The organism is Candidatus Sphingomonas phytovorans, from assembly GCA_029202385.1.
GTDB lineage: Bacteria > Pseudomonadota > Alphaproteobacteria > Sphingomonadales > Sphingomonadaceae > Sphingomonas > Sphingomonas phytovorans.
This window is the reverse complement of the sequence record CP119314.1, coordinates 4,147,596-4,160,317: the sequence shown is the minus strand read 5'-3', so window position 1 is coordinate 4,160,317 and position 12,722 is coordinate 4,147,596. Positions and strand designations below refer to the sequence as shown.

17 protein-coding genes are annotated in these 12,722 nt (G+C 64.0%); 8 read left to right on the top strand and 9 right to left on the bottom strand.

The window, feature by feature from the left end; translation table 11 throughout:
* Positions 1-305: 305 nt before the first annotated feature.
* From P0Y59_19255 to P0Y59_19245, 3 genes are all read left to right on the top strand, one after another.
* Entirely contained in the window at positions 306-1,331 is a 1,026-nt protein-coding gene (locus P0Y59_19255; GenBank protein ID WEJ99059.1) for a GGDEF domain-containing protein, read from the top strand.
* A 510-nt stretch (positions 1,332-1,841) separates the two neighbouring features.
* Positions 1,842-1,970, top strand: coding sequence for a hypothetical protein (locus P0Y59_19250; protein ID WEJ99058.1), 129 nt, complete (start codon positions 1,842-1,844; stop codon positions 1,968-1,970).
* 3 nt (positions 1,971-1,973) lie between these two features.
* A complete protein-coding gene (locus P0Y59_19245; protein WEJ99057.1) occupies positions 1,974-2,282 on the top strand; it encodes an alkylphosphonate utilization protein in 309 nt (102 codons plus the stop codon).
* Positions 2,283-2,320: 38 nt separating this feature from the next.
* On the opposite strand, the gene P0Y59_19240 is transcribed toward P0Y59_19245, so the two are convergent.
* Positions 2,321-2,848, bottom strand: a complete 528-nt coding sequence (locus P0Y59_19240; protein WEJ99056.1) for a ferritin-like domain-containing protein — start codon at positions 2,846-2,848, stop codon at positions 2,321-2,323.
* 177 nt (positions 2,849-3,025) lie between these two features.
* Here P0Y59_19240 and P0Y59_19235 point away from each other — a divergent pair, with 177 nt between their 5' ends.
* Positions 3,026-3,709 (top strand): endonuclease III, encoded by a 684-nt coding sequence (locus P0Y59_19235; protein WEJ99055.1) that lies wholly within the window; start codon positions 3,026-3,028, stop codon positions 3,707-3,709.
* A 32-nt stretch (positions 3,710-3,741) separates the two neighbouring features.
* The gene (gene ung, locus P0Y59_19230; GenBank protein ID WEJ99054.1) at positions 3,742-4,443 is read left to right on the top strand and encodes a uracil-DNA glycosylase; all 702 of its coding nucleotides are present in this window, start codon (positions 3,742-3,744) and stop codon (positions 4,441-4,443) included.
* On the opposite strand, the gene P0Y59_19225 is transcribed toward ung, so the two are convergent.
* The 5 genes from P0Y59_19225 to P0Y59_19205 all read right to left on the bottom strand — a co-directional run bounded on the left by P0Y59_19225 (position 4,333) and on the right by P0Y59_19205 (position 8,414).
* On the bottom strand, positions 4,333-4,965 hold the full coding sequence (locus tag P0Y59_19225) for a hypothetical protein (protein ID WEJ99053.1): 633 nt from the start codon (positions 4,963-4,965) through the stop codon (positions 4,333-4,335). The two genes, ung and P0Y59_19225, sit on opposite strands and share 111 nt — an antisense overlap.
* An 86-nt stretch (positions 4,966-5,051) precedes the next feature.
* Positions 5,052-5,549, bottom strand: coding sequence for a nuclear transport factor 2 family protein (locus tag P0Y59_19220; GenBank protein WEJ99052.1), 498 nt, complete (start codon positions 5,547-5,549; stop codon positions 5,052-5,054).
* Between the two features lie 106 nt (positions 5,550-5,655).
* Positions 5,656-6,063 carry a VOC family protein gene (locus P0Y59_19215; GenBank protein WEJ99051.1) on the bottom strand — a complete coding sequence of 136 codons (408 nt, stop codon included), beginning with the start codon at positions 6,061-6,063 and terminating at the stop codon, positions 5,656-5,658.
* Positions 6,064-6,306: 243 nt separating this feature from the next.
* Positions 6,307-7,803, bottom strand: coding sequence for a tyrosinase family protein (locus tag P0Y59_19210; GenBank protein WEJ99050.1), 1,497 nt, complete (start codon positions 7,801-7,803; stop codon positions 6,307-6,309).
* A 158-nt stretch (positions 7,804-7,961) separates the two neighbouring features.
* Positions 7,962-8,414: a D-Ala-D-Ala carboxypeptidase family metallohydrolase gene (locus P0Y59_19205; GenBank protein ID WEJ99049.1), complete on the bottom strand. Its 453-nt coding sequence runs from the start codon at positions 8,412-8,414 to the stop codon at positions 7,962-7,964.
* A gap of 698 nt (positions 8,415-9,112) precedes the next feature.
* Between P0Y59_19205 and P0Y59_19200 the strand changes: the two genes are divergently transcribed.
* Positions 9,113-9,499 (top strand): hypothetical protein, encoded by a 387-nt coding sequence (locus tag P0Y59_19200; protein WEJ99048.1) that lies wholly within the window; start codon positions 9,113-9,115, stop codon positions 9,497-9,499.
* Between the two features lie 60 nt (positions 9,500-9,559).
* Here P0Y59_19200 and P0Y59_19195 read toward each other — a convergent pair whose 3' ends face one another.
* Positions 9,560-9,877, bottom strand: coding sequence for a hypothetical protein (locus P0Y59_19195; GenBank protein ID WEJ99047.1), 318 nt, complete (start codon positions 9,875-9,877; stop codon positions 9,560-9,562).
* Between the two features lie 140 nt (positions 9,878-10,017).
* Positions 10,018-10,503, bottom strand: a complete 486-nt coding sequence (locus P0Y59_19190; GenBank protein WEJ99046.1) for a hypothetical protein — start codon at positions 10,501-10,503, stop codon at positions 10,018-10,020.
* Positions 10,504-10,757: 254 nt separating this feature from the next.
* Between P0Y59_19190 and P0Y59_19185 the strand changes: the two genes are divergently transcribed.
* Positions 10,758-11,438, top strand: a complete 681-nt coding sequence (locus P0Y59_19185; protein WEJ99045.1) for a hypothetical protein — start codon at positions 10,758-10,760, stop codon at positions 11,436-11,438.
* A gap of 123 nt (positions 11,439-11,561) precedes the next feature.
* Positions 11,562-12,215: a hypothetical protein gene (locus P0Y59_19180; protein WEJ99044.1), complete on the top strand. Its 654-nt coding sequence runs from the start codon at positions 11,562-11,564 to the stop codon at positions 12,213-12,215.
* Positions 12,216-12,299: 84 nt separating this feature from the next.
* Here the strand turns inward: P0Y59_19180 and P0Y59_19175 are convergent, their stop codons facing one another.
* A complete protein-coding gene (locus P0Y59_19175) occupies positions 12,300-12,719 on the bottom strand; it encodes a ferredoxin (GenBank protein WEJ99043.1) in 420 nt (139 codons plus the stop codon).
* Between the last annotated feature and the right edge of the window lie 3 nt (positions 12,720-12,722).

The window sequence follows — 12,722 nt, the reverse complement described above, 5'->3', positions numbered from 1 at the left end:
TATATCATATCCACTTGCATCCATTCCGGGTGATTGCCGCCTGTCTATTTCCTCGGACAGATTTTTACGGGATATGGCGCGGGATTAAGTGGCTATAATCAGCGCGATACCCATGCGCGGCGTGGCATGGCCTTCATCCGCCAAGTAACGCGGCAGTATCGCTTACCCTTTCGAAATGCTACGGTCACGGGATATTAGCAGTTCCCCACTATCCTTTTCTACCATGGGGCTGCCCGGTGTGCTGATGCGCCGGCTTCGGGAGACGACGGATCGTGAGGGCGGGAACAGGCGCAACACGGTTGGCGATGGCCGAGGACACGATGGCCGAAGCCAATAATGCCCTGTTGTTCGAGCGTATCGGCGCGTTCCTTTCCGAACACCGGCTGAGTCCCGATCCGCGCCATTATGCCTTCGCCTATCGCGTCTGCACCGAGCAGGCAGGCCCCCTGGCCCAGGCGGTCGCGTCGCTGACCGAAGGCGGTTTCCGCCTGTCGGGCCGGGACATCGAATCGCTTGGCGGCGAGATCGGCGTGCCGGCAGGCACCCAGGATACCGGCGAAAAGGCCGCGAAGACGGCAGAAGGCCTTGTCGCGCAGACCCAGATGCAGGTCGACGGCTTCACCGACATGATGCACGCGATCCGTGCCGAGACTCAGGATTTCGGCAGGGACCTTGCCGCGAGCGCCGACGCGATCCGCCAGTCGCGCGACGCGCTGGGCATCGACGAGGTGGTTCGCCTGACCGGCGTCATGCTCGGGCGCGTGCGCAACGCCGAGACGAAGCTGGAGGAGGCAACTCACGAAGCCAGCGAGCTTCGCGCCAAGCTGGAAGAGGCGCGCGACAATGCACGGCGCGATCCGCTGACCGACCTGCCCAATCGTCGCGCCTTCGAGGAAGCCTATGCGGCACAGGCCACCGAAGGGGCGCGGCTTTGCGTCGCGGTGTGCGACGTCGACCATTTCAAGCTGGTCAACGACCGGTTCGGCCATGCGGTGGGCGACCGTGTCCTGAAGGCGATCGGCGAGGCACTGGTGAAGGCGTGCGAGGGCCATATGGTCGCGCGCTATGGCGGCGAGGAATTCGCCGTGCTGTTTTCCGGCGTCGGCCTCCAGGTGGCGCGAGCCACGCTGGAGGAAGCCCGAAGCGCGGTCGCGGCGAAACGATACCGGCTGCGCGAATCGGACGAGCCGCTCGGCGCCGTCACCTTCTCCGGCGGATTGACCGAGGCATCGACCGAAGAGGGACTAGACACCGCTTTCGGCCGGGCCGACCGCCTGCTCTACGCCGCAAAGCACGCCGGGCGGAACCAGTTGAAAACGGCCCATCCATAAGACGCCAGATTATGGCGTAAAATCCCAAATTCATCGTGGCGTTTTTGCCAATTCAGCGATGGCGACTCCCACCAGGCAAGCAATTTCAATGCTTTGCGAGTTTGGCACGCTCCCTGCAATTACCCTGGCATCGGCGGCCGGATGGTCCGGAACGCCAAGATCAGGGAATGAACATCATGTCGATCCGCTTCCAGAACGCGCAGAACCTCGCCCTTTCCTTCTTCGGTGCGCTGCTGTTCACCGCGCTGATGGTCAGCGCTGCCGTCCCCGTCGTCCCGGTCGTCTGAACCGCGACGCCTTCTCCATCGAAAGACCGTTGAAATGACCCGCTCTCTCACCATCGGTTTCGCATCCTTCGCGACGACCGCTATCTTCCTCCTCGGCCAGTACGCCGCCGTCGGCGCGATCGGCTGAAACACCCGCCCCGCCGCCCGCAGCGATAATGCGGGCGCAGCGGGCGCGAAGCGTGTAGCGTTCCCCCGGGCGACCCGCCCGCAAGGAACCGCCGCCATGGCCAAGGGCCAGAAAAAATCGAACAAGGAAATCCGCAAGCCCAAAGCGGAAAAAGCCCCGAAGCAGAACGCCTCGAACCCATCGAGCAAGGGCAAGGCAGTCGAAATAACCACGCTCAAAGGCTGATCCATGGCCAGTGACGACGACGCCTTCGTCTATGACGAAGCCAGCGGCGAATGGATAAGCGCTGCCGATGCGCTGGCGAGTGCCGCCAGCGCGGAGACGATCGAAGTCCGCGATTCGGTAGGCAACCTGCTCGCCGATGGCGATCAGGTCACCCTGATCAAGGACCTGGCCGTCAAGGGCGCGGGCCAGACGCTCAAGCGGGGCACGCTGATCAGGTCGATCCGACTAACCGGCGATCCGCAGGAGATCGACTGTCGTTACGATGGCATCAAGGGCCTGGTGCTGCGCGCCGAGTTCGTGCGCAAGCGATAGGCGCGGACCGGCAACGCCGGCCCGCGCCCCCGCGCCTGTCAGGCGTCGGCCGGCTCGGCCCCCATTTCGGCCTGGGCGTTGATCCTGCTCTCAGCGATCCTGGTGAGTTTCTCGTCAGTCGCCTTTTCTTCGGCGAGGGTCTCGGCGAGCACGCCTGCGCAATCGGCGCGGCCGAGTTGCTTCGCCCAGGCAATCAGCGTGCCGTAGCGCGTGATCTCGTAATGCTCGACCGCCTGCGCGGCCGCGACCAGCGCCGCGTCAAGCACTACCTTGTCGGTGATATCGCCGGCGATCTCGTTCGTTTCCTTGATGATGCCGTCGATCGCCGGACAGGTGACTGCCCTGGGCTCGTGACCGTGCATCCGGAAGACCTGTTCGAGCCGCGCGATCTGCCCCTCGGTCTCGCGCAGATGCGTTTCGAAGCCAGTCTTGAGATCTGGCGCGCTAGCCTTCTCGATCATCTTCGGCAACGCTTTGGTGATCTGGTGCTCGGCATAGTAAATGTCCTGCAGCGTGTGCACGAACAGGTCGTCGAGCGTCTCGATATCCTTGGTGAAGAGTCCCATGCTGCATTTCCTCGATACTGGCCTGTCCGGGCGCGGGATGCGATGGATCGGCAGCACAGGAACGTGACCCGAGTGGCAAGGTTGCACAGTATATCAACAACTTGATCTCGATCAGCATGATTCCCGAATGGCGCAACGCCCTTTCATTTGTTCATCATATGTTTCATATTGAGCACCATGCAGCAGAGCTTCGACTTCGTCGCCGGAGACATTGCGCAGTGGCGTGACAAGCTTGCGCCACTGCTCGACGGCGTTGACCTGACGACACGCCGCAAGCCGATCGGGCAACTGGTGAAGTCGCTGATCAGCGGACGGACGCGCGATGCCGTCTCGCTCACCGCCTATCATCGGCTGCGCGCGCGTTTCGGGTCAGCCGCCGGCATCGCCGCAGCCGAACCAGGAACGGTCGAGGCGGTGATCGCCGACGTGACCTTCGCCCGCGCCAAGGCGGACTGGCTGGTCGCGGCGTTGCGCCGGATCGGGCGCGAGCGGCCCGACTTCAACCTCGACTTTCTGGGCGGCCTGCCCCTCGCCCCGGCACTGGCATGGCTTGAACGATTGCCCGGCGTCGGCCGCAAGGTCGCCGCGTCGACCCTCAATGCCAGCACGCTCGCGCGGCCGGTGCTGATCGTCGACAGCCATGTGCTGCGTGTGCTCCACCGGCTCGGTTTCGTGCCGGCGTCTGCCGACGCGCGCACCGCAAGCGAGGCGGTCACCGCGGCGATGCCGGCCTGGCGCGGCAACGATTTCCTGCTGCTGCATTTCGGCATCAAGCGGCTGGGACAACGAATCTGCCGGTTCGATGCGCCGGTTTGCGCCGCCTGTCCGATCGCCGACGACTGCCCGTCACGCGGCGATTGACAGGTCCCGCCGCGTTCGGACATGCCGGGCCGATGAGCGACGGCGTCAAACTCCATCCGAGCTGGCTCGAGCCGCTCAAGCCCGAATTCGACAGCCCCTATATGGCGGCGCTCAAGACCTATCTGGTCGCCGAGAAGGCAGCCGGCAAACGCATCTTCCCCAAGGGCAAGGAGTGGTTCCGCGCGCTCGACCTGACCGCGCTCGAGGATGTCCGAGTCGTGATCCTTGGGCAGGACCCCTATCATGGCGAAGGACAGGCGCATGGCCTGTGCTTCTCGGTTCAACCCGGCGTCCGGCCGCCGCCGAGCCTGGTCAATATGTACAAGGAAATGGCGAGCGATCTCGGCATCCAGCCCGCGCGCCATGGCTTTCTCGAACATTGGGCGAAACAGGGTGTGCTGCTGCTCAATTCGGTGCTGACGGTGCAGATGGGCATGGCGGCCTCGCACCGCGACCGGGGATGGGAGAAGTTCACCGACGCCGTCATCCGCCTGGTCAACGCGAAGCCCGAACCGGTCGTGTTCATCCTGTGGGGCAGCTACGCCCAGAAAAAGGCCGCCTTCGTCGACAGCGTGGATCGCGGCGGGCGGCATCTCGTGCTGAAGGCCGCCCATCCCTCCCCGCTATCGGCGCATAACGGCTTCTTCGGATGCCGGCATTTCTCCAAGGCGAATGCTTTTCTCGAAAGCCATGGACAGAAGCCGATCGACTGGGCGTTGCCGCCCCTGGATTGATGACGCGCCGGCCAGCGGCCACCGATCGAGCACGACATGCTCCGTCAGGCCGACCTTGCTGTGCACCAGCAACAGTTCTTCCACCCGCCAGCTAATCGGTTCGATCTCCCAGTCGAACGACTCGCCCTTGCGATAGGCAAGCGTGATATGCGGCTTGAAGCGATAGGCATGCCCCCGCAGCCGATCGACGCGCGCCATTGCCGCGGCGATCCGCCCCTGCAGAGCGAACAATGCATCGATCCGTTCGCTCGGACGGAGCAGGACAGATTTCTCGCTGCCAGTCATTCGATCCACCGCGATCCCGAAAGGGGAAATCAGGATCGAATCGCCGATCGATCGCATCAGCGGAACGACCCAGCCCGGCAGGCGGGGGAAATCCAGCTTGCACAGCGTTATGTGGAGATAGTCGGTCCTGACCGGTTTCCCGAGGGCGAGGAGCCGCCGTTCCCGGTCGATATGCCGGGCGACCGGCGCGGGTGGCCGGAGCAGAAAAAGCAGGCGATCCGATCGTTCGAAAAACATACCACGCGACTCGCATAGGAATGTTCTTCTTATGTTCCAGTTCAAAAGCCTTGTCGAATCCCGATTCCGTCAGCCGATGTCGCTCGTCACATGGGGACGAGGGGATGGGGCGTAAGCTGGTCTGCGTGCCCGACCTGATCCGGGGCGGCCCGACCGGTGCCCCCGACCAACCCGCTGAGGCGGGCGAAGCCGAGCGTATCGTACATCTCCATCAGGCTGACGCATTTGCCGCCCTGGAAATGCCATATGTCGACCTTGGGCGTCGCGATCTCGCGCCCGGTCCTGCGATCGCGCCAGCGACAGCTCCCCACCCAGACGATCGTGTCGCCGTCGACGATCAGTTGATGAGTCGGGGAATCGATCATTTCCATCGTGACGGTCAGCGAGGTCAGATAGTCGCGCGCGCGATCGATCCCCACGCGCGCATCGGCCAGGGGATGGAGCTCGGGCGGATTGAGCACCGAACGCAGCCGCACATCGTCGGCGAGCAGATCAAGGAAAAGGTCAGCACTTTGCCCCCGGGTCTCGTGCCATTGTTCATAGGCGTAGAGCAGGCGATCGGCGATGCTGGGCGCGGCGCTCATCGACTTCGTTCCCCCGGGTCCGTCTTGGCCCCCTGATCCAAACGCGATTAGACAGGATTGCTGTCGCGATGGTGCGGGAATTGAACGGATTCGGTGGTAAATCGAGTCAGGGTTTCCGGGCGAACTCGATGAGATCCCAGAGATTGCCGTACAGATCGCTGAACACGGCGACGGTACCATAGGCTTCCACACGGGGCTCCCGCACGAACACCACGCCCTTTTCCAGCATCGCTCCGTGATCCCGCGCGAAATCGTCAGTCGCGAGGAACAGGAAGACCCGCCCGCCAGCCTGGTCCCCAACGAACGCGGCCTGTTCAGGCGTGGCGGCGCGGGCGAGCAGCAGGGAGGTGTCACCGGGCGCGGCACCGGGCGGCGCAACGACGACCCAGCGCTTGTCCTGGGCTGGCTGGTAGCTGTCCTCGACCAGCGTGAATCCAAGCGTGCCGACATAGAAAGCGAGCGCTTCGTCATAGTCGCGAACGACCAGGGCGATATGGGCGAGGGACTGGTGCATCGGCTGATTCCGCGGCTGGGGGCTGTTCCCCGATCCTGTGACGGCCATGGTCGCCCGTGCCAATAATTACCGCCGATCCGGAGCAGGATTCTCCATGGGCCGCGCTTCCTGTCCACGCGGAAAGGGGGTTTCCGCCGCCGACGGGGCTCGGCGGCAAAGAATCGGGGCCGGCGAACATGCGCCGGCCCCGCCCCCCTCCAAACCCGATCAGGCCGCCCGATCCATCGAGCCACCCGTCATCCGCTATTCGTCCTCGAGCAGCAGCCGCGCGTTGATCGTCGGATTGCCTGCCTGCGACAGCGGGAATTCAGTTCCGGCCTCGTGCTGCGACGGAACGGTGATCTCGACCGTCAGCTTGCGATCGAGAATCTTGTCCTGATCGACGCGGAAATTGACGTTGATCAGGCCGTGATCGCGGCAATTGGCGCAGTTGCGTGGCGTCGCCGGCTGGAAGAAGGCCCGTGTCGCGATCGTCTGTCCATCGGCAAGCAGGTGGACCTGGAACGAGCCGGGGATGTTGAGCCGGTCGATATCCTTGACCCGCACCGAGACCGGCGCGGAGCTCCTGATGGTGAAGCTGCGCTCCGCGTCGATGCTGCCGACCCTGTTCTCGAGCTGGGGCGGCGCCGCCGCCTCGGCACCGGTGTCGAGCGTGTCATAGCTGATGTCGGTCTGCTCGATCGTCTGATCCGCCGTCACCGACCAGGCCGGGGTCGCGGGAAGCGTGCTGAACGGCGGCGAGAGCCAATATTGATCCGACGACGACATGGTCGATTTGAAGCCAGCGAGCGTCGTCGCACCCACCAGGGTCTGCCATTTCCACCACAGCCGGTCGAGGTTGCAATGGTAGAACCAGAAGATCGGATCGAACGACGCGACATTCTGATCGGCCATCGTATCGCCGACCGACATGTGGCCGCCGTCATGCGCGGCGATCGAGAAATCCTGATAGCCGTCGACGCCGTAATGGCCGAACCGGGTCTGCTGGAGCGAGGTCGCGGTGTTCCCGAAGAAATCATTCTCCTGCAGGTTCGAGGCGATCGTCGCATCGGGATAGCGCGTGGTGGTGTAGTTCGCGCCGTAGCCCGGGCCGAGATTGACCGGCACGACATATTGGTCGAACGGCGGCTGCTTGAGCAAAGCGGGCACCGGTGTCGACATGTCCCAGTATGGAATGGTGACGTCGCCACAGCCCGGCACCGACCGCAGCGCATCCTCGAACACGCGCAGATATTCGCGGTGCCAGGGGTTGAATCGCGGCTCGTGATGCAGGCAGTTGGTCTGCGGCAGTCCGTGGATGCCGGCCAGCGCATAATAGCTGCCATTGGTGCCCGGATCGATCGCCATCAGGCCCTTGAAGGCATTGGTGAGGGCGGTCACCTCATCCGGGCTCAGGCTGTCGACATTCTTGCGGACGCGGCCGGTGGCGCGCTCGCTCAGCACCCGCACCGACGGGGCGGCCGCCACCGCGGCCCCCATCGGATAGCCGTTCATGATCCAGTTGTAGAAGGTCGCCGACATGTCCGCCGTCCATTTCGGATAGGGATCCGGCGGCATGTCGCCATCGGGCTGGCGGGTGTGGATATAGATGGTCGGCGCGTTCTTCTTCACGCCGTCATAGGAGGAAAGATCGATCCCCTTGGGCCCCATATGGGCGATGTCGTAATCAGTGAAGAACTGACGGATATCGGCCATATAGGTCGGATTCTTCACCGGCCCGTCCGCGCTGCTGTTGTCCATGACGCTGCCCCTCCACGATGGCGTTCCCGAAGCCGAGGACGGCGACTCAGCGCGCCATTCCGTCGACTTCCCGCCCGCGCTTCATGCTGCAGAATCCGCCCGCGCCGATAGCGGAACCGGCGCCGATTCGGCGCCTTCGCGCATGGCTGTTCCAGGCCCTATCGCAGGCCGTCGACGATCGCCGTGCCCGGTCCACCGGCCTGTGTCTTCACCTCCCCGCGCAACCGGGGATCGAACGAGACATGGACGACGGCACGGCTCGTCTCGAGGATGAGCTGATCGAACTTCAGCCCGCTCGCCGCGAGCGCCCGGGCGACGGCGGCAGGACTCAGCCCGGCAACGCGGATATCGGCGGCATAGCCCTTTGGGTGCGCCGAGGTGGCGGTGCCCCCGACGATCCGGTTGATCGTCGGATTGCGATAGGCCGAGGTGATGACGATCGCGCGCGCGCCCAGGATCGACCGCGCCTTTTCGAGACCGGGCGCCAGGAGCTTGCCGATATTGGCGAGATGATCGGCGGTCGGCGTGTTGGCGATGCCGCATCGATCAGCAGTGTCGGACACGAGGAATTCGTCGAGGAAGAAATGTTCGGTCAGTCTCGTGCGCGCCATGTCGGTTTCCCCGGGTCAGTGAACGGGATGATCCGATCAGACGGCCAGCCTGGCCTTCGACCCCATCCCGTCACGGTGATGGACCGGATTGGAGCGCCGTTGAATCAGGACGCCCCCCGAGATGTGCTCAGAGGCCGAGAGTCAGCTTGCGCAGCAATGCGGCAAGATGATCGCGTTCCACCCAGGCTGGTCACCGGCCCCGGCAGCACCGCCGTCGCCCGCGAATCGCTTTCCGCTGCCCGGCGGGATTATGGCGCAAGAATCCTGCAGGATTCAGGTGTTTGCGCATGAACTTCACGCGCAAGGGCCTCATGTCGCGCTCAATTGATGAGAAACGGCAATCGCGATCTGATATCAACCATCGCGCCCGGCCTGTTCGGCACGGGATTGAAGCATCGCGGGGCAAGATGGGGAGACACCATTATCTGGAGCAGGATGAGCACCCGCATCCTATAGTATATTGTGAGTTTATACCGGATAGCCGGAGTTCTTTACGGGACCTGCGCCGGCTGCGCTGCAACAATAGTGTATAGATAAGCTGTCATAACTGCAGTATGTTTCGGAGAGGTTTGCCGGGGGAGACATGCCCCCTCGATAAGGTCGGAATGTCTTCCATCGGATGCGGCGGCCACCGCGTTCTGGAGGGCGACGAAACCGGGCCCGCCCAGGGCCGACGACATTCTTCGAGGAACGACATCATGCAGCGACGACCCGAAATGTGCATCGTCAACCGCGAACTGGTGGAGGATCTGGAGCCGCTGGTCGGATCGCAGGCGGAGGTGATGCAGCGGCTCGGGATCAGCTGGAACAGCTGGATCAAGATCGTCGCCGGCCTGCCGGTCCGCAAATCGGTTGGGCAGCGCCTGAAGGAGCGCGCATTGGCGCAGGCAGGCAGCGTCCAGGGACTGAAAGCGAAATTCCCCTGCAGCTCGGCACCGGACGGCATCAATCGCGCGGCACTCGACAATGCCTTCATGTTTCCCGCAGCCAATGATGCCGAACCGGCGCCCCGGCCGGCCGGATATGGCCTTCGCGGCGTTCGGCGCGCGCGGTCGTTCGGGATGTGCGAAGGCGCCGCGCACTGACAAGCCTGATTTCCTTCGGGACAGCGGACCTCGCCGCCGCCCCGAAGGTATCATTTCGGTTTATCGCGGGCTCGCCGATCCTTTCTTCGGCGTCGAGCTTGGCTTGGGTGTCGGGCTTGGACTGGTCGTGCCGTCGTCTCTCATCGCCTCGTTCAACTGCTGCGCGCGGATTCGGATGCCGGCATCCTGCTCGGGCGTGATCTTGCCGTTGCCATATTGCAGCGATCGATAATCCTTTTCGGCCTGGCTCTGGTCCGAGGACGCCGGACCGCTCGTGTCGCCCGAGGCCTGCTGAGTGGTGCCGGACTGGGCGAGGGCACCGCCTGCGAGCAGCAGGCCGGCCGCCGAGGCGAGGAAAAGCTGGGTGATCGTCTTCATGGTACATCCCTTCCGGTTCCGGCCGGTCGATCGGCCATATGGCCGGCGCCGACCGGCACCGGTGGGAGCATCATGCGATTCCCGCGGCGGCGTTGCGCGTGACAGGCGTCACGCCGTCGCGGCATGCTATCGCCGGGCCGTCACCGCGACGCCGGTCGCCTGACCGCCAGCACGCCGGCGGCGATGAAGGCGATCAGCACCAGCCCCTGGACGATCACGAAAGGCGGCTCAGTCCCGGTCGGGGCGAAGGCATTCAGGAAGGGAATCTTCTGGAAGGCCTGCACGACCCCGACAAAGACGTTGAAGTAGAGCGCGATGACCGCGGTGACGGTATAGACCACACGCCACACCCCGGCCCGTTTGAACGCGTAGAGGGCGACCAGCGCGATGGCGAGATCGACCAGCGAGATCATGCCGACGACATGCGGCGGACCGATGGCCTTCGACGGGAAGAAGAAACCAGTGACGCTGGTCAGGATCGTGAAGACGAGAAAGGCGAGGTTCCAGCCGCCCAGCCACCGCCCCCGCAGCAGGGCGACAAGAAAAACGAGACCGGTCGCGATGCCGATCAGGCTGATGATCGTGTGAAGTTGCGTGAACGCCGCTACCGACAGGCCGAGAATCATCGTCCGTCTCCCCGTTGTTCGTACAGGCTATACTTCGCGGATAGTCGCGGCGAGCGGATTCGTAACCGTAACGAAACGATCGCTTCGCGTGGCTTGCTGGTGATTGGATGCGGCCAGCAGACCGGCGGCACTCGCCGGGACGCGGAGAAGACACGGCCGACCGGCTTGCCCGGCAGGCGCGCGCGCCCTCGATTGACGCCCGCTGGGCGCGAGACCATAGGCTGGCCGCGCTTCGGCAGCGGGAGAAGACGCGGATGGGTGCTATTTCGGCCGTCTTCTATTTCCTCACCCAGCATTCCCTTCTGGCATTGCCGCTTTATCCGCTGGTCGCGCTGGCGATCGGGGCGTTGCTGGCCAGGGTAACCGGCCGGCGCTGGTGGCTGTTCCTCGGCGTGCCGGGACTGGCGATGGCGGCGGTCAGCCCGTTCTTCGCATCGGCGGTGAACGCCCTCTTCCTCAATGCCGCCGGCACGACGGGCAGCGCGGTGATCGTTCATGCCGAGGAGACAAGCTCGACGCTGAACGACAGCCCGATCTGGTATTATGAAGCCGTGGTGCGGACCGCGGACGGCCGCGACGTCGAGACGAGCTTCGACACCATGTCAGCGTCGATCTACCCCTGGCGCAACGAGATCCTGATCCCGCCGGAGGGCGAGCGGTTCGTGGTCAGCTATGTCCCCGGCTTTCCGCGTAACATCGCGATCATGGTCGACCAGTCGCCCTATGGCCGCAAGCGGCTGATCAGGCAGGACCGGGAGCCGGTCGAGACGGCGGCGGCGAAGCTCGCGGCGGCGCCCGGCAATGCGGATTTCCGCGAGGCGTACCGGAAGGCGCTGACCGGCTTCATCGCGCGGCACGGGGCTGATGCCGATCCCGCCCTGCTGGCCGACTATCGGGCTAAACTTGCCGGGCTGGAGGTTCAGCCGTCGCGATAGGGCGCGAGGACGACGGCGCAAGCTCTGGAAATCGCGCACCGGCACTATCATTATCGGTGCCGAGCCGTCGTCCCGGCACCCGCCAAGGCGCCGGAAACCAGTTGAGCAGTCAGGAAGGACCACATGAAATCCCTGTTCGATCGCCTGTTCGGACGCCGCGAGGCAATGACAACGGCCGCCGAGGTTGCGCAAGCCGCCAGCCCCGACGCCGATGACAAGATCGACTGGCTGCGCGATTCGATCCGGCGCGATGTCGCCACGGGTTTCTATGACGAGGACGCCATCCTGGTGCAGGCGGTCGCTTCTTTCGAGGACGAGGTCGATCCCCCCTTGCTGCGCCGGGAGGCGCAACGGCTGCTGCGCGAGGCACTGGCAGAGCATCGGGAAGCTGAACGCGACTGGCCTGAGCGGACCGACTGCGACCGGCTGGACGATGCCTTCGCCGCGCTGGAAGCCAGAGGCATCATCTCGCGCCAGCACTTCACCTGCTGCGGCACCTGCGGTTCAAGCGAGATATGGTACGAGATCGATGCGGTTCAGCAAGCTGGCCGCCCGACGCGCGGCTATGCCTTTTATCATGCGCAGGACACGGAATCCGCCGCGGAGGGGCATGGGCTCCATCTGAATTATGGCGCGTGCGAGGAGGGCGAGGATGCTGCGCTGGCGATAGCGAAGGATATCGTCACGCACCTCGAGGCGCATGGGCTTCGAACGGAGTGGGATGGGAGTTGGGGGCAGCGGATTGGCGTGTCGCTGGATTGGAAGCGGCGGCGTTAGCGCGAGAAGAGAAAACTGATTCGAGGCCACTCGCTGGGGGAGAAACCGCGAAACTGTGCCCGCACCCGCATTCCGTCATTCAGTCTAAGTCGTCGAGTGGCGAGCCTCACCCGGATCGATCTGCCAGCCCAGATCAGCCTCTCGCAAACGATGCTCCCAATCCGGTCTGCAATTCTGCACTCGAATGCAATCGACCTCTGCTGCAGACATTGCAGCCATCATCTGCTCGAATTCCTTGTCAGTCTCTGGCTGGCGGGCAACGTAGCAATGGGGAATTTCAGCATCAGCCAGCCAAGCCAGAAGGCCTGGCGCCTCCATTTCCCAGACGCCACATGCAATGCAACAGCCGGCCTCGACATAGAAGGGCCCAGGCACATTTGCGGGATGGCGCGTGCGAACGGGCTCAGCCAACGAGTCCGCATCGACGGATGGCCCGCCATCCATCGCTGATCGGGGGAACGCTTTCCAGCGAAAGAACCGCATCGCAACCCCGATCAGCGACATGCT

Bases quoted from the DNA above. Each gene is read 5' to 3' on its own strand.
- P0Y59_19210 (WEJ99050.1), bottom strand. From the start codon at position 7,803: ATGGACAACAGCAGCGCGGACGGGCCGGTGAAGAATCCGACCTATATG.
- P0Y59_19245 (WEJ99057.1), top strand. From the start codon at position 1,974: ATGGCCAGTGACGACGACGCCTTCGTCTATGACGAAGCCAGCGGCGAA.
- P0Y59_19175 (WEJ99043.1), bottom strand. From the start codon at position 12,719: ATGTCGCTGATCGGGGTTGCGATGCGGTTCTTTCGCTGGAAAGCGTTC.
- P0Y59_19215 (WEJ99051.1), bottom strand. From the start codon at position 6,063: ATGCACCAGTCCCTCGCCCATATCGCCCTGGTCGTTCGCGACTATGAC.
- P0Y59_19235 (WEJ99055.1), top strand. From the start codon at position 3,026: ATGCAGCAGAGCTTCGACTTCGTCGCCGGAGACATTGCGCAGTGGCGT.
- P0Y59_19240 (WEJ99056.1), bottom strand. From the start codon at position 2,848: ATGGGACTCTTCACCAAGGATATCGAGACGCTCGACGACCTGTTCGTG.
- P0Y59_19255 (WEJ99059.1), top strand. From the start codon at position 306: ATGGCCGAGGACACGATGGCCGAAGCCAATAATGCCCTGTTGTTCGAG.
- P0Y59_19205 (WEJ99049.1), bottom strand. From the start codon at position 8,414: ATGGCGCGCACGAGACTGACCGAACATTTCTTCCTCGACGAATTCCTC.
- ung (WEJ99054.1), top strand. From the start codon at position 3,742: ATGAGCGACGGCGTCAAACTCCATCCGAGCTGGCTCGAGCCGCTCAAG.
- P0Y59_19200 (WEJ99048.1), top strand. From the start codon at position 9,113: ATGCAGCGACGACCCGAAATGTGCATCGTCAACCGCGAACTGGTGGAG.
- P0Y59_19195 (WEJ99047.1), bottom strand. From the start codon at position 9,877: ATGAAGACGATCACCCAGCTTTTCCTCGCCTCGGCGGCCGGCCTGCTG.
- P0Y59_19225 (WEJ99053.1), bottom strand. From the start codon at position 4,965: ATGTTTTTCGAACGATCGGATCGCCTGCTTTTTCTGCTCCGGCCACCC.
- P0Y59_19220 (WEJ99052.1), bottom strand. From the start codon at position 5,549: ATGAGCGCCGCGCCCAGCATCGCCGATCGCCTGCTCTACGCCTATGAA.
- P0Y59_19190 (WEJ99046.1), bottom strand. From the start codon at position 10,503: ATGATTCTCGGCCTGTCGGTAGCGGCGTTCACGCAACTTCACACGATC.
- P0Y59_19250 (WEJ99058.1), top strand. From the start codon at position 1,842: ATGGCCAAGGGCCAGAAAAAATCGAACAAGGAAATCCGCAAGCCCAAA.
- P0Y59_19180 (WEJ99044.1), top strand. From the start codon at position 11,562: ATGAAATCCCTGTTCGATCGCCTGTTCGGACGCCGCGAGGCAATGACA.
- P0Y59_19185 (WEJ99045.1), top strand. From the start codon at position 10,758: ATGGGTGCTATTTCGGCCGTCTTCTATTTCCTCACCCAGCATTCCCTT.